Origin of the sequence: Geodermatophilus sp. DSM 45219 (assembly GCF_900104025.1) — a bacterium.
Classification (GTDB): Bacteria; Actinomycetota; Actinomycetes; order Mycobacteriales; family Geodermatophilaceae; genus Geodermatophilus.
Genome location: NZ_FNIQ01000001.1, coordinates 228,371 through 242,379 on the forward strand (window position 1 = coordinate 228,371; position 14,009 = coordinate 242,379).

Below are 14,009 nucleotides of genomic sequence, written 5' to 3' on the forward strand. Positions count from 1 at the left end.
CGAGACACGTACCACCATCCGTGTGTTCTGCGCCGACACGCGGGTGTCGGTCGCGGCGTTTCGGGGCAGGGTGGGGCCATGTCGCGTGAGATCCCCCAGGCCGTCCGCGCCGCCGTCGGTCTGGCCGCCACCGTCATCGACGACGCCCGCCAGCTGCCGCACACGCTGGTCGCCCTGCCGGTCCGGGTGATCGGCCTGGCCATGCAGGCCACGATGAAGGTGCAGCAGCACTACTCCGGCCTGGTCGCCCGCGGCGACGAGGTGTTCACCGGGCTGCGCGGCGAAGCCGAGCCGGGGCTGGCGACCTTCGACGAGGACCTGCCCGAGCCCGGCGCCGGCCGCACCTCCGCGTTCGACCGCGCCCCCGGGTTCGACCGGGAGACGCCCTTCGACCGCGCCACCGTGGCGGTCGACGACGAGGAGATCGACGAGGAGGCCGCCGCCCTCATCGACGACGAGGTCTCCGGACTGCCCGCCGACCCGGCGCCCGAGGAGGTCGTCGAGGCGCTCGCGGACATCTCCGACGAGGTCGCCGCGGCCGGTCTCGACCTGGACCGCGCCGAGCCCGGGCTCAGCACCGAGGACGCGCTGGAGACCGCGCTGCTGGAGGCCGACGGCGCCCCCGACAGCGCGCTGGTCGACGGCGGCACCGGCGACACCGGCACCGTCGACACCGACGAGATCGCCGAGAGCCCCACGACCCCGCCGCCGTCCCTGCTGGACGCCGAGGCGACCGAGTTCGACGTGCACCCGTCGGCGCCGGTGCCGAGCGACCCCGGGGGGTCCCCGGTCGGCGAGGAGGCCGGCGCTCCCGACGTGACCACCGAGGTCGACGTCCTCACCCCGGACGGCGGCGTCGCGACCGTCGAGGGCACGGTGACCGACGAGGGCGTGGCCGCGCCCGAGGCAGCTACCGAGGAACCGTCCGGGGCACCCGCGGCCGACGACACGGACGCCACGGGGAGCGGTGACGAGGTGGTCACCGCCGCGGGCGCCGCGGTCGACGACGCCCTCGGCACCGGTGAGGACACCTCGGCGCCCACCGCGACCGACGACGCGGTCGCCACCGACGAGGGCGGCACCGAGGTCGCCGCCGCGACCGGTGAGCAGCCGTCCACCGCACCTGCGGCCGACGACACGGACGCCACGGGGACCGGCGACGAGGTGGTCACCGCCGCGGGCGCCGCGGTCGACGACGCGCTCGGCGCCGGTGAGGACACGTCGGCGCCCGTCACGGCCGACGACACCAGCACCGCCGACGGGAACGGCACCGACGTGGCCGCGGCGACCGGCGTCCGCACGGACGTCGACGAGAGCCCGACCGCCGACGAAGCCGCGGACACGACCGGCGCCGGGGCCGCCGGGGCCGCACCCGTCCAGGGCTACGACGGCTTCACCATCGCCCAGCTGCGGGGACGGCTGCGCGGCTACCAGCTGTCCACCGTGCAGGACCTGGTCGCCTACGAGGAGGCCACCCGGGGCCGCGAGCCCTACCTGCGGATGCTGCGCAACCGGCTGGAGAAGCTGGAGCGCCAGGCCGTCGAGGACAGCCCGCTCGCCCCGCGGGGCGCGTGAAGAAGGACTCTCACTCGCAGGCTCGCGGCGGGCCCCTGCAGGGGGGCCGGGCCCGAGCCCGTGGGGCGTCGGACCGGTCTGACACGCTCGGGACGTGACGTCCCCCTCCACGCCGGAAGCCCCCTGGCCGGTCCGCACGGTGGCCCGCAAGGTCGCCGAGTGGATCGGCCGGCTGGGCGAGGTCTGGGTCGAGGGGCAGGTGGCCCAGCTGTCACGGCGCGGGGCGGCGACGGTCTTCCTCACCCTGCGCGACCCGGCCGCCGACCTGTCGGTGCCGGTGACCTGCAGCCGGGACGTCGTCGACCGCCCGGGCCTGGAGCTGGCCGAGGGCGCGCGGGTGGTCGTGCGGGCGCGGCCGGACTACTACATCGCCCGCGGGTCGTTCTCGCTGCGCGCCACCGAGATCCGCGCCGTCGGCCTGGGTGAGCTGCTGGCCCGCATCGAGCGGATCCGCCGGCTGCTGGCCGCCGAGGGGCTCTTCGACGCCGCCCGCAAACGCCCGCTGCCGTTCGCCCCGGCCGTCGTCGGGGTGGTCACCGGCCGCGACAGCGCCGCCGAGCGGGACGTGCTGGTCACCGCCCGCCGCCGCTGGCCGGCCGTCCGGTTCGCCGTCCACCACAGCCTGGTGCAGGGGCCCATGGCGGCCGCGTCCGTCATCGAGGGCCTCCAGCGGCTGGACCGCGACCCCGAGGTCGAGGTGATCGTCGTCGCCCGCGGTGGCGGCTCGGTGGAGGACCTGCTGCCCTTCTCCGACGAGGGCCTGGTGCGCGCGATCGCCGCCTGCCGCACCCCGGTGGTCACCGCCGTCGGCCACGAGACCGACACGACGCTGGTCGACCACGCCGCCGACGTCCGGGCCGCGACCCCCACCGACGCCGCGCACAGGGTGGTGCCCGAGATCGGCGAGCAGCGCCGGCTGGTGGACGGGCTGCGGGCGCGGGCGCGGCACCTGCTCGGTACCCGCCTGGAGCAGCAGGAGCGGTGGCTGGACAGCGTCCGCAGCCGCCCGGCCCTGGCCGACCCGCAGCGGCTGCTGCACGGCCGGGGGGACGACGTGGAGCAGCTGCGCACGCGCGCGCGGCGCACCCTGGTCCACCGGCTGGAGGGCGCCGAGCGCGACCTGGAGCACGCCCGCGCCCGGGTCGCCGCGCTCTCCCCGGCCGCGACGCTGCAGCGCGGCTACGCCGTCGTCCAGCGGGCCGACGGGTCGCTGGTCCGCGAGCCCGCCGAGGTGGCCGACGACGAGCGGCTGTCGGTGCGGGTGGCGGGCGGCCGGCTGCCGGTGCGGGTCGCCAGGGAGGATGGGGAGCCGTGAGCGGACAGGAGCGCGAGCATCGCAGCGAGGAACGGAGCGCTCTGCGGGAGCGAACCGAGGACGTGGTGAGCGAGGAGCCGGACGAGCAGCCGACGACCACCTACGAGCAGGCGCGCGAGGAGCTGGCCGACGTCGTCCGGCGGCTGGAGGCCGGCGGGCTGACCCTCGAGGAGTCACTCGGCCTGTGGGAGCGCGGCGAGCAGCTGGCCGAGCTGTGCCAGCACTGGCTGGACCGGGCCCGGGAGCGTCTGGCCCAGGCCACCCCGGGCGGTCAGCCGGAGTAGGGCCGCACCGCCGCGGCGACGGTCTCCAGCTCCGCGTCGGTCGCCGAGCCGGTGACCAGCAGGGTGGTGTCGTCGGCGGTGCGGGAGAGCACGGTCTCCCCGCGCTGCGTCGTCCCCCGGGTCCAGTCCTGGCCGCCGAGCTCGACGGTGCCCTGCTCCTGCGCGCCGGACAGGACGTCGTCCACCGCGGCCGCCCGCGCGTCGTCGCTGACCACGAAACCGGCGAACTCCCCCGACGGCGTCAGGTGGCCGATCTCCAGGGTCACCGGGTCGCCGGCCTCCGCCTCGCCGGCGTCGGTGCGGGCGTAGGTGACGGTGTACCCCTCCGGCAGGCCGGTCGGCGCGACCACCGGGTAGCCGGCGCGGGCGGCGGCCAGCTGCAGGGTGCTCGCGGGGTCGACCTCCGGGAGGGTGTCGGCCTCGGACTGCTGGAAGGCCATCCAGCCGGCCAGCGCCAGGCAGATGACCACCAGCGGGGCCAGCGACCGCAGCATGTTGGCCGCGCTCATCCGGTTGGCCCGCTCGATCGCGGGCGAGGGGGCCTGCGCGGGAGGCTGACTGGTCGGACCGGCGGAGCTCACCCCCCTAGGATGACAGGACTGTCGCCCCACCCCGCCGTTCAGCGTCGAGCGGCGGCCACAGGAGGTCTGCGTGTCCCTGCCCCTGCCCGACGGCCCCGCGACCCACGCCGGGGACAGCTTCCGCCCCGACCGCCCGGCACCCGACCGCAACCTCGCCATGGAGCTGGTGCGGGTCACCGAGGCCGGCGCCATGGCCGCCGGTCTCTGGGTCGGCCGGGGCGACAAGAACGGTGGCGACGGCGCAGCCGTCGACGCGATGCGCTCGCTGATCGGCACGGTGAGCATGCGGGGCGTCGTCGTCATCGGGGAGGGCGAGAAGGACGAGGCCCCGATGCTGTTCAACGGCGAGGAGGTCGGCGACGGGACGGGACCGGAGTGCGACGTCGCCGTGGACCCGGTCGACGGCACCACGCTGATGGCCAAGGGCATGCCCAACGCGATCGCGGTGATGGCGGTCGCCAACCGGGGCGCCATGTACGACCCGTCCGCGGTCTTCTACATGGACAAGATCGCCACCGGCCCGGCCGCGGCCGACGTCATCGACATCACCGCCCCGGTCGCGGAGAACATCCGCCGGGTCGCCAAGGCCAAGAAGAGCTCCGTCGCCGGGGTCACCGTCTGCATCCTCGACCGCCCCCGCCACGAGCAGCTGGTCCACGAGGTGCGCGAGGCCGGCGCCCGGATCAAGTTCATCACCGACGGCGACGTGGCCGGCGCGATCGCCGCCGCGCGCGAGGGCACCGGCGTCGACCTGCTCATGGGCATCGGCGGCACGCCGGAGGGGATCATCACCGCCTGCGCGCTCAAGTGCATGGGTGGTGCGCTCCAGGGCCGGCTCTGGCCCAAGGACGACGACGAGCGGCAGAAGGCGATCGACGCCGGCCACGACCTCGACCGGGTGCTGCACATCGACGACCTCGTGCGCGGCGACGTCTTCTTCGTGGCCACCGGCATCACCGACGGCGAGCTGCTGCGCGGCGTGCAGTACCGGTCCGGCGGCTGCACCACGCAGTCGCTGGTCATGCGGTCGAAGTCGGGCACCATCCGCTCGATCGAGAGCCTGCACTCCCTGGAGAAGCTGCGCGCCTACTCCGCGATCCCCTTCGAACCGTCCGAACCGTAGGAGGACCGCCCCTCCCCCACGCCACGCCTCGCGGGCTCGGCACGGGCCCTCCGGCCGGCCCGGACCGGTCAGCTGAGCCGGGGCGGCGGAGGTCCCGGGGGGAGGTGCCGCTGGGCGAGGCGGTCGACCATCGCCCGCCACCGGCTCGCCGACTCCCCGGGCGCCAGGCTGCGCAGCCGCAGGTCGCCGAACACGCTGCGCGCGTGGACGACGATCCGCGGCGTGCCGGCCAGCCGCGGCACCGGCGCCAGGTCGGTCCTGCGGTCGCCGAAGACCGTCCGGCCGTGCAGCTCGGCGTCCACCCCCTCGGGGACGACCACGTCGACGTCGCCGAACCAGGTCTGCAGGTGCACCTCCACCCGGTCCCGGTCGGTGCGCAAGCCCCGCAGGTCCAGCCGGACGTCGCCGAAGACGGTGGACAGGCGCCGCGGCGCCTCGGCCACCCCGGCGAGCCGGATGTCGCCGAAGACGTTGGACAGCTCCTCCGGCGTCCGCGTGCCGACGATCTCCACCGGAGGCGGCCCGTCGGGGGGCAGGTCGGCGACCAGCGCCGCCAGGTCGGCCAGCGTGCCGGCGGCGTAGGCGGCCTCGACCCGCTCACCGAACTCGGACAGGTCGATGCGCCCCTCGCCCACCGCGCGCTGCAGTCGGGTCACGGTGGCCTCGCGGTCGGCGTCCGAGGCGCGCACGACCGGCTTCTCGGGGACGGCGCCGGGCTCCACCCGACCGACCGTAGTGGAGCCGCGGTCCTCAGGCCCCGTCCCGGGACCCGCCCTGAGCGTGCGGAGGGTCGGGAGGACGGGGTCCTTCTCAGTCCAGGTCGGCGCAGTAGGCGACCGTGTAGGGCTTGACCCGGCCGCCGCAGGTGCTGCCGTAGCGCTCGTACTCCGAGAACGGCGTGGACTCGTAGAACAGCTGGTCGCAGGCGTCCAGGGTGCCGGCGAAGCAGTCCGCGGCGTAGCCGTCCAACTCCGGGTCGTCGCCCAGCACGCCCGGCTCCACCGGGTCGCCCTGCTCGACCACCGTCCCGCTCGCGGAGGAGCCGCCACCGAACACCGCCTCGGTCTGCGCCTCCATGGCTCGGGTCAGGGCGGAGGAGAGCAGCAGCGAGGACAGCAGCGCCGCGACGAGGACGCCGACGGAGAGCACCGCGGCCCCCACGGCGGCGGCCGCGACGAGGCTGCCGGTGCCGCGCCGCGGATCCGCCACGGGCACTGGCGCGGGGTGGGCCGGCGGGGCGGGCCACGCCGGCGTCTGCGCCACCCAGTCGGGAGCGGGCGGCGGGACGGCGTCGTACGGCTGGGACACGGGCGCTCCTCTGACCACGGTGGACGCCGCACGATAGGGCTCCCGGGCCGCGCGGGCGGCTCCCCACGTCGGAGCCGTCCCGGGCGTGACCTCCGCGGCCTCTAGGGTCGCTGTCGGAGCACTGTCACCACACACACCACGGGAGCTGCGGCATGCCCCCTCAGGACACGGCCACCGAAGCGGACTACCGCGTCGAGCACGACTCGATGGGCGAGGTGCGGGTCCCCGCTTGGGCGAAGTGGCGCGCGCAGACCCAGCGCGCCGTCGAGAACTTCCCCATCTCGGGCACGCCCATCGAACGCGAGCTGATCGCCGCGCTGGCCGCGATCAAGGGCGCGGCGGCCGCGGTGAACGCCTCCCTCGGCGTCCTCCCGCAGGAGACCGCCGACGCGATCGGCACCGCCGCCGAAGCCGTGGCCCGCGGGGAGTGGGACGACCACTTCCCCATCGACGTCTTCCAGACCGGCTCCGGCACGTCGAGCAACATGAACACCAACGAGGTGCTCGCGACCCTCGCCACCGAGGCGCTCGGCTCGCCGGTGCACCCGAACGACCACGTCAACGCCTCGCAGTCGTCCAACGACGTCTTCCCCTCGGCCATCCACGTGGCCGCGACACGGGCGATCGTCCGCGACCTGATCCCGGCCCTGCGGCACCTCGAGGCCTCGCTCTCCCGCAAGGCCGGGGAGTTCGCCGAGGTGGTGAAGAGCGGGCGCACCCACCTCATGGACGCCACCCCGGTCACCCTCGGGCAGGAGTTCGGCGGGTACGCCGCGGCCGTGCGCTACGGGGTCGAGCGGCTGCAGGCCTCGCTGCCGCGCATCGGCGAGCTCCCGCTGGGTGGCACCGCGGTCGGCACCGGCATCAACACCCCGCCCGGTTTCGCCGCCGCGATCATCGAGCGGCTGGCCGCCGAGCTGGACCTGCCGCTGTCGGAGGCACGCGACCACTTCGAGGCGCAGAGCTCGCGCGACGGCCTGGTCGAGGCCTCCGGCCAGCTCAAGACCATCGCCGTCGGCCTGGTGAAGATCGCCAACGACCTGCGCTGGATGGGCTCGGGCCCGCGCACCGGCCTGGGCGAGGTCCAGCTGCCCGACCTGCAGCCGGGCAGCTCGATCATGCCGGGCAAGGTGAACCCGGTGATCCCGGAGGCGACCATCCAGGTCGCCGCCCAGGTGATCGGCAACGACGCCGCGGTGACCTTCGCCGGCACCACCGGCAACTTCGAGCTCAACGTGACGCTGCCGCTGATGGCCCGCAACGTGCTCGAGTCGATCCGGCTGCTGGCCAACGTCAGCCGCATCCTGGCCGACCGCTGCGTCGACGGGATCGTCGCCAACGTCGACCAGTGCCGGACCTACGCCGAGTCCTCGCCGTCCATCGTGACGCCGCTGAACAAGTACATCGGCTACGAGGAGGCGGCCAAGGTCGCCAAGCAGGCGCTGGCCGAGCAGAAGACGATCCGCCAGGTGGTCGTGGAGCGCGGCTACGTGGAGCAGGGGAAGCTCACCGAACAGCAGCTCGACGAGGCCCTCGACGTCCTCTCGATGACCCACCCGTGAGGCCGCGGCGGGGCGGTTCCGGCACCGGATCCGCCCCGCCCATCCGGCGGGGCGTGGTGGTACCCCCCGGAACATGAGTAGCGTCCCGGCTGATGAGCGAGACAGCGAGCGCACCCACGGCCGGCAACCCCGACGTGTCCCTGCGCTATCCCGGTGGAGAACTGCCCCTGCGCGTGGTCCCGGCCACGGAGGGGTCCGACGGCCTGGACACGAGCAAGCTGCTGGCGACGACCGGACAGGTCGCGCTGGACATCGGCTTCGTCAACACCGCCGCGTGCACCTCGGCGATCACCTACATCGACGGTGACGCCGGGATCCTGCGCTACCGCGGCTACCCGATCGACCAGCTCGCCGGGAAGGCCAGCTTCGTCGAGGTCAGCTACCTGCTGATCTACGGCGAGCTGCCCACCGCCGACCAGCTGGCCGAGTTCGACTCCCGGCTGCGGCGGCACACGTTGCTGCACGAGGACCTCAAGCAGTTCTTCAAGGGCTTCCCCCGCGACGCGCACCCCATGCCGGTGCTGTCGTCGGCGGTGAGCGCCCTGTCGACCTTCTACCAGGACTCCCTGGACCCCTTCGACTCCCACCAGGTCGAGATCTCGACGCTGCGCCTGCTGGCGAAGCTGCCGACGATCGCGGCGTACGCGTACAAGAAGTCGGTCGGGCAGCCGTTCCTCTACCCGGACAACTCCCTCGGGCTGACCGAGAACTTCCTGCGGATGACGTTCGGCTTCCCCGCCGAGCCCTACGAGGTCGACCCGGACCTGGCCGCGGCGCTGGACATGCTGTTCGTGCTGCACGCCGACCACGAGCAGAACTGCTCGACGTCGACGGTGCGGCTGGTCGGCTCCTCGCAGGCCAACCTGTTCGCGTCGATCTCGGCCGGCATCAACGCGCTGTTCGGCCCGCTGCACGGCGGGGCCAACCAGTCGGTGCTGGAGATGCTGGAGTCCATCCAGCGCGAGGGCGGCGACATCGACCGGTTCGTCGAGCGGGTGAAGAAGAAGGAGCCCGGCGTCAAGCTCATGGGCTTCGGTCACCGGGTCTACAAGAACTACGACCCGCGCGCGGCGATCGTCAAGCAGACCGCCGACACCGTGCTCGACAAGCTCGGCGGGGACAACGAGCTGCTCGACCTCGCCCGCCGGCTGGAGGAGATCGCGCTGTCCGACGACTTCTTCGTCGAGCGCAAGCTCTACCCGAACGTCGACTTCTACACCGGGCTGATCTACCGGGCGATGGGCTTCCCGACGCGGATGTTCACCGTGCTGTTCGCCCTCGGCCGGCTGCCCGGCTGGATCGCCCAGTGGCGCGAGATGATCAACGACCCGGCCACCAAGATCGGCCGCCCGCGGCAGGTCTACACCGGCGCCACCGAGCGCCGGTTCGTGCCGGTCGGCGACCGCTGACCCCGGCCCCGCTGCAGGGGCCCGCCGCGAGCTCGCGAGCGGCGGGGTGCAGCGGGGTCCGTCCTCCCCCTGCACCCCACGCTCCGTAGAAGGGCCCCTGGGAGGGGGCCCTTCCAGCACGTCACCGTCTACGAGGTCCCGTCGTCCGCCCCGGACGACGGGACCTCGGCGTCTCGGGCAGCATGGGCCCACGTCCGTCCGCACCGATGCCCCGGGAGGGAGTCCCATGGCCGAGCCCTCCGACGACGACCTGGTGCTGCCGCCCCTGCCGCTGGCCACCGGCGGGGCGGTCCGCGTCGGCGGCGCCGACCGCCGGGTGGCCCGGGTGGAGCTCGTCGTCTCCACCGAGGACGGCGAGGAGCTGCGCATCCCGCTGGAGCACCACCACGGCGGCTGGTGGCCACCGGCCGACCGCACCGCACGGCCGCCCGGCGTGTACGCCGAACGGGTGCCACCTGCGGATCACCCTCACCCGGAGGGGTGAGAGCACCTCCCCCCTCCCTCCGGGGACTCCTCCCGTCCGTCGATACGAGGTCTGAGCGCACCGCGGAACGCCGCGGCGCCGGACACGTACGACGAGACCGCCCGGGGGATCCGCAGTGCCCGCACCCCGCACGCCGGCCCCCGCCGCCCGGACCACGGCCGCCAGGCGCACCGCTGCCGCCCGTACCGCCGCCGCGCGCACCTCCACGACCCGCACCGCCTCGACCCGCACCGCCACGACCCGCACTGCCGCCGCCCGACCGACGCTGACCGCCGACGAGGCGCGGGCGCTGCGTGCGGTGCTGGCCGCCCGGGCCGCCGCGACCACCGGCAGCACCCCCGCCACGCCCGGCCGCCGGCCCGCACCCGGGCGCCGTCCTGCCCCCGCCCGGGGCCGGACGAAGACCCGGACGCGCCGGACGACGGCCGCGGGCCGCGGCCCGCTCCGCGGCTGGCTCGCCGTCGACGCCCGCCGCTGGCGGGCCCGGCTGTCCCTCGCCGCCCTCGGTCTCGTCCTGCCGGTCGTCGCCGGCCTGGTGGGCCCCGGCGTCCAGCCGACCGGGACCGCCGCGCAGCCGACCGACACCCCCTCCCTGGCACTCGCCGCGCAGGGGTCCCTGCTCGACGGCGCCGCCCGCTACCGCGCCCTGCAGCCCGACCTCGCCGAGCTGCGGGCCGAGCTGGCGGCCGCCCGCGCGGCCGAGCAGGCCGCCGGGCAGCAGGTGGCCGCCGCACGCGAGACGGTCGGGGCGGGCGCCGCGGCGCTCTACCGGTCGTCGGTCGACGCGCGCACCCCGCTGCTCGCCCTCGACGTCCGGGACGCCTCGGCCACCCCGGGCGTCCTCTCCGCGGCCGCGGTCGCCGAGCGCGCCGCCCAGGACCTCGACGCCGACGTCGTCCGCGCCGACCGCGCCGCGGTGGAGCTCGCGCTCGCCGGCCGTCGCGTGGCGGTGGCCGAGGCCGCGCTCGCGGCCGTGCAGGAGCGTGCCGACGCGATCCTCGACGAGGTGCGCGCCGAGGTGGGTGGACTGCGCACCGACGTCGCCGCCCACCTGGCGTCGATGGGCACCGGGCAGGCCGCCGCCGCTCAGCAGGAGACCAACCAGCAGGCGCTGCGCCGCTGGCAGGACCACCTCGCCGTGCTGGCCGGCGCCGGCATCGAGTCGCCCCCCGCGGCGGCCCTGGCCGACCCGGCCGCGCTGCCGGCGGGCCTGTCCCCCGCCCTCGACGGCGCCGGCCAGCCGGTGCCCGGCGTCGCCTGGGCCGCGGCCGGCAACCGCCCGGTCACCGTGCTCCCGGCCGAGACCGTGGCCGCGGTCAGCTCCGCACTGGCCCAGGTCGGCCGGCCCTACGTCCCCGGCGGGACCGGCCCGGACGCCTTCGACTGCGGCGGGCTGACCTCCACCGCCTGGCTGCTCGCCGGCCACGCGGTCCCGGCCGCCGCGGGCGACCAGTGGACCTCCGGTGCCGCCGTCCCGCTGTCCCAGCTGCAGATCGGTGACCTGGTGTTCACCGACGGCGGGAGCGACGTGGGCCTCTACGTGGGCGAGGGCCAGGTCGTGGCCGCCTCGGCCGCCGGGTACCAGGTCGGTGTCCGCCCCGTCGGGGACGGCGCCGGCGCCGTGCGGGTCACCCTGCCCGCACCCGCGCAGCCGAACGCCGCCCTGCCGGCGGGCACCGCCGGCCGGGGCCCGTGCGGTGCGCCGCCCGCGCCCGCCGGCCTGGTCAGCCCCGCCTGGGGCGGCTGGTCGAACGGCACCATCCCCTCGACCGCGCTGTGCTCGATCGCCCGCGGCCACGCGCTGCGCTGCGACGCCGCGGCCGGCTACACCGCGCTGGCGGAGGCGTACCGTGCGGCCTTCGGCGGCCCGCTGTGCATCACCGACTCCTACCGGTCCTTCGGTGCACAGGTCGCCGCGTTCCGCGCCAAGCCGGCACTGGCCGCGGTGCCCGGCACGTCGAACCACGGGTGGGCGCTGGCGGTCGACCTCTGCGGCGGCATCAACATCGCCGGCACCGCGCAGTCCGCGTGGATGGCCGCCAACGCCGGGCAGTTCGGGTTCGTGCAGCCGGACTGGGCGCGGCAGGGCGGCGAGAAGCCCGAGCCGTGGCACTGGGAGTACGGCCACCTGGCGTGACGGGGGACGCCACGGCGCGCCGAGCGTGAGATGGCTGCCCGGCGGGGTCCCACCGCGAGCCTGCGAACGGTGGGAGGCGGGGGGCTTCCTAGATCCAGCGGAGGCGGGCGAGCTGCCGCCAGGGCAGCCGCTGGCAGGCCTCACCGGTCTCCCCGGCGAGCCGCGCGGCCACCCCGGCACCGGCGCAGGCCAGCGGCGCGTGCGGCGTGACGACGACGTGCGGGTCCTGCAGGTCGACCCCCGCGGCCGCGATGCGGGTGAGCAGCAGCTCCGGGGCCGCCAGCACCGAGGAGGCCAGCAGCGGCACCTCCGGGTGCGACCACAGGGCCACCGGGCCCTCGATCCGCAGGTCTCCCTCGACGGTGGCGGCACGCTCTCCCGCCGCCACCCGGACGCGCTCGACGGCACGCCGGTCCAGCCCGGCCGAGGGCGCCCAGGGCAGCGCGCGGTCGCCCCGGAGGACGACGACCCGCCAGCCGACGCTGGTCTCGGTCCGGTCGGTCCAGTCCAGCACCGCGACGCCGGCCTCGGCCGCCACCGCGTCGGGGACCGGCCGGTCGAGCACCCAGCCGGTCAGCGCGGCGGCGACACCCTCGGGCGACGGGTCGACGCGGGCGTCGGTCATGTCCTCGGCCAGGTCGCGCAGCGGCACGCGCGCGGACCGTTCGTCCTCCTCGACCACGAGCACCGGACCGTCGGCACGGTCGGCGACCACCGAGAGCAGCAGCCCCCCGGTCGCCAGGACCGGCAGCACCTCCTCGGCGGCCCGCACGACGTCGGCCGTCGTGACCGGCGCGGCGCGCAGGCGCAGGACCAGCCCGGAGCCGCCGAACAGGCCGGCGCTCACACGCGGTCCTGGCAGAGCGCGGTGCGCAGGGCGGGGGCCAGCGCGGAGAGCTCCAGCACGCTGGCCAGTTCCCGGGCCGACAGCCGCACCGGCAGGACGTCGGCGCCCCAGCCGGTCACCCGGCGCACGCGTGCGGCCGACGAGGGCCACACGACGTCCCGGGCTGTGGCCACGTGCAGCTCGGTGAGCACGTCGGCGAGGTGGAAGGCGGCCAGCGGGTGCACCGCGCCGGCGTCCAGCGCACGGCGGACGACGGTCCGCAGCTCCTCCCGCTCGGCGGCGGTCAGCCAGTGCGGGACCAGGACGTCGGGCACGGCCCCGCCCTCGGCGAGCGCGCTCACCGCGCACCTCCCCCGGCCTGGAGGAGCTCGGCACCGCGGTCGCGGCGGGCTCCCCTGCGCTGTCTCACGTCGTCTACATCGGCAGGCGGGAGCGGCGGTGGACCCGGATCGCGCCACATTCCCGCGGTCGACGCCGGCTGGCGCCGCGTCCGACCCGTGTGCCCAGGAGGCGGCTTCAGCGACAGGAGTCGTCTGTCGCATCTCAGCGGCCATGCGTGTCATGGACAACGAAGCCCTAGGAGCTTGGCAGTCGCTAGCCTTCCGGTCGTGCTGATCGGGGTCACCGTTTCGCTACTGGCCACCCTCTGGGTGATCGGTGCGACAGCATTGGGCTTCTGGGCCGGTGACGGCTGGATCCCGGCCCTTCTCCTCGGGGGTTTCTGCGCCTACGTCATGTACGGGCATGTCGTACCTGCCGCCTGGCACTTGTCCGACTCTGGGTCAGTCCGACAAGGCAAGCGAGCATTGCGACAGGCGCAGCAGGACGGGAACCCCCTGGCGATCTTGTTGGCACGAGGGCGGCTGGCGCTCTCGCGCTGGCAACGCCGCTGGTAGACACACCTCTGACATCGACCGGCCACGTGTCCTTGAGTGGGCCGCTATGGGCACAAGGCGGCTTTAGAGGCACCCGCGAATGCGTGGACAGCCTTTGGTCAAGAGCCCGCTAGCGCCGTTGGCGTCGGCGAGCCGTGCCGACGAGGACGGCGCTCGTGCTGAGGGCCAGGATCGCCGCCAGTCCGACGTAGGTCCAGGAAAGGGCCACGCAGACCGCCCACAGTGCTATGGAGGCGGCACTCGCCACACGAGGTGCGGTCGAGTCCGCCGTGGTGATCAGCACGGCCGCCGCCACGATGGACAGCGGCAGGGCGAGTAGGCCGAGGACGCCCGCGCCGATGTTCGCGCCGTCCTCCGGCGGGGTCGCCAGGATGGCGATGACGACGACCAACCACAGGGCGTCGGCCACGACCGTGAGCGCGACACCAGCCTTCCGACCCGACGTCGTCATGGCCCTGTCATCCGGCGGACGGGCGTCGGTGGCGGCA

The 14,009-nt window shown here is 75.3% G+C and carries 15 protein-coding genes; 9 read left to right on the forward strand and 6 right to left on the reverse strand.

Going from position 1 to position 14,009, the window contains the following annotated elements:
* The first annotated feature begins 78 nt into the window (after positions 1–78).
* The 3 genes from BLR12_RS01115 to BLR12_RS01125 all read left to right on the forward strand — a co-directional run bounded on the left by BLR12_RS01115 (position 79) and on the right by BLR12_RS01125 (position 3,174).
* The gene (locus tag BLR12_RS01115; RefSeq protein WP_091372340.1) at positions 79–1,575 is read left to right on the forward strand and encodes a hypothetical protein; all 1,497 of its coding nucleotides are present in this window, start codon (positions 79–81) and stop codon (positions 1,573–1,575) included.
* Positions 1,576–1,669: 94 nt separating this feature from the next.
* A complete protein-coding gene (gene xseA, locus BLR12_RS01120) occupies positions 1,670–2,890 on the forward strand; it encodes an exodeoxyribonuclease VII large subunit (protein ID WP_091372342.1) in 1,221 nt (406 codons plus the stop codon).
* Positions 2,891–2,955: 65 nt separating this feature from the next.
* Complete coding sequence (locus BLR12_RS01125) at positions 2,956–3,174, forward strand: exodeoxyribonuclease VII small subunit (protein WP_091372345.1); 219 nt, start codon at positions 2,956–2,958, stop codon at positions 3,172–3,174.
* On the opposite strand, the gene BLR12_RS01130 is transcribed toward BLR12_RS01125, so the two are convergent.
* On the reverse strand, positions 3,162–3,755 hold the full coding sequence (locus tag BLR12_RS01130) for a DUF4245 domain-containing protein (protein WP_091372347.1): 594 nt from the start codon (positions 3,753–3,755) through the stop codon (positions 3,162–3,164). The genes BLR12_RS01125 and BLR12_RS01130 overlap by 13 nt on opposite strands.
* 70 nt (positions 3,756–3,825) lie before the next feature.
* Between BLR12_RS01130 and glpX the strand changes: the two genes are divergently transcribed.
* Entirely contained in the window at positions 3,826–4,878 is a 1,053-nt protein-coding gene (gene glpX, locus BLR12_RS01135) for a class II fructose-bisphosphatase (protein ID WP_255363227.1), read from the forward strand.
* Between the two features lie 68 nt (positions 4,879–4,946).
* Here the strand turns inward: glpX and BLR12_RS01140 are convergent, their stop codons facing one another.
* Positions 4,947–5,600 carry a DUF1707 SHOCT-like domain-containing protein gene (locus BLR12_RS01140; protein WP_091372350.1) on the reverse strand — a complete coding sequence of 218 codons (654 nt, stop codon included), beginning with the start codon at positions 5,598–5,600 and terminating at the stop codon, positions 4,947–4,949.
* A gap of 88 nt (positions 5,601–5,688) precedes the next feature.
* Positions 5,689–6,186, reverse strand: coding sequence for a hypothetical protein (locus BLR12_RS01145; protein WP_091372353.1), 498 nt, complete (start codon positions 6,184–6,186; stop codon positions 5,689–5,691).
* Positions 6,187–6,338: 152 nt separating this feature from the next.
* Here BLR12_RS01145 and BLR12_RS01150 point away from each other — a divergent pair, with 152 nt between their 5' ends.
* The 4 genes from BLR12_RS01150 (at position 6,339) to BLR12_RS01165 (ending at position 11,778) form a co-directional block, all read left to right on the forward strand.
* On the forward strand, positions 6,339–7,748 hold the full coding sequence (locus BLR12_RS01150; RefSeq protein WP_091372355.1) for a class II fumarate hydratase: 1,410 nt from the start codon (positions 6,339–6,341) through the stop codon (positions 7,746–7,748).
* A 92-nt stretch (positions 7,749–7,840) separates the two neighbouring features.
* The gene (locus tag BLR12_RS01155; protein ID WP_091372358.1) at positions 7,841–9,157 is read left to right on the forward strand and encodes a citrate synthase; all 1,317 of its coding nucleotides are present in this window, start codon (positions 7,841–7,843) and stop codon (positions 9,155–9,157) included.
* 226 nt (positions 9,158–9,383) lie between these two features.
* Positions 9,384–9,641 (forward strand): hypothetical protein, encoded by a 258-nt coding sequence (locus BLR12_RS01160; protein ID WP_091372361.1) that lies wholly within the window; start codon positions 9,384–9,386, stop codon positions 9,639–9,641.
* A 115-nt stretch (positions 9,642–9,756) separates the two neighbouring features.
* Positions 9,757–11,778, forward strand: coding sequence for an NlpC/P60 family protein (locus tag BLR12_RS01165; RefSeq protein WP_091372365.1), 2,022 nt, complete (start codon positions 9,757–9,759; stop codon positions 11,776–11,778).
* 88 nt (positions 11,779–11,866) lie between these two features.
* Here the strand turns inward: BLR12_RS01165 and BLR12_RS01170 are convergent, their stop codons facing one another.
* Positions 11,867–12,625: a hypothetical protein gene (locus tag BLR12_RS01170; RefSeq protein WP_091372367.1), complete on the reverse strand. Its 759-nt coding sequence runs from the start codon at positions 12,623–12,625 to the stop codon at positions 11,867–11,869.
* Positions 12,622–12,966 carry a hypothetical protein gene (locus BLR12_RS01175; protein ID WP_091372369.1) on the reverse strand — a complete coding sequence of 115 codons (345 nt, stop codon included), beginning with the start codon at positions 12,964–12,966 and terminating at the stop codon, positions 12,622–12,624. The genes BLR12_RS01170 and BLR12_RS01175 overlap by 4 nt, the downstream gene beginning before the upstream one ends.
* Before the next feature lie 267 nt (positions 12,967–13,233).
* Between BLR12_RS01175 and BLR12_RS01180 the strand changes: the two genes are divergently transcribed.
* The gene (locus BLR12_RS01180; RefSeq protein ID WP_091372372.1) at positions 13,234–13,521 is read left to right on the forward strand and encodes a hypothetical protein; all 288 of its coding nucleotides are present in this window, start codon (positions 13,234–13,236) and stop codon (positions 13,519–13,521) included.
* A 109-nt stretch (positions 13,522–13,630) separates the two neighbouring features.
* Here BLR12_RS01180 and BLR12_RS01185 read toward each other — a convergent pair whose 3' ends face one another.
* Positions 13,631–13,972, reverse strand: a complete 342-nt coding sequence (locus BLR12_RS01185; protein WP_091372375.1) for a hypothetical protein — start codon at positions 13,970–13,972, stop codon at positions 13,631–13,633.
* Between the last annotated feature and the right edge of the window lie 37 nt (positions 13,973–14,009).

What these genes read in the sequence shown, in the direction of transcription:
- BLR12_RS01150 (WP_091372355.1), top strand. Translation starts at nt 6,339, where the DNA reads ATGCCCCCTCAGGACACGGCCACCGAAGCGGACTACCGCGTCGAGCAC.
- BLR12_RS01155 (WP_091372358.1), top strand. Translation starts at nt 7,841, where the DNA reads ATGAGCGAGACAGCGAGCGCACCCACGGCCGGCAACCCCGACGTGTCC.
- BLR12_RS01115 (WP_091372340.1), top strand. Translation starts at nt 79, where the DNA reads ATGTCGCGTGAGATCCCCCAGGCCGTCCGCGCCGCCGTCGGTCTGGCC.
- BLR12_RS01160 (WP_091372361.1), top strand. Translation starts at nt 9,384, where the DNA reads ATGGCCGAGCCCTCCGACGACGACCTGGTGCTGCCGCCCCTGCCGCTG.
- BLR12_RS01185 (WP_091372375.1), bottom strand. Translation starts at nt 13,972, where the DNA reads ATGACGACGTCGGGTCGGAAGGCTGGTGTCGCGCTCACGGTCGTGGCC.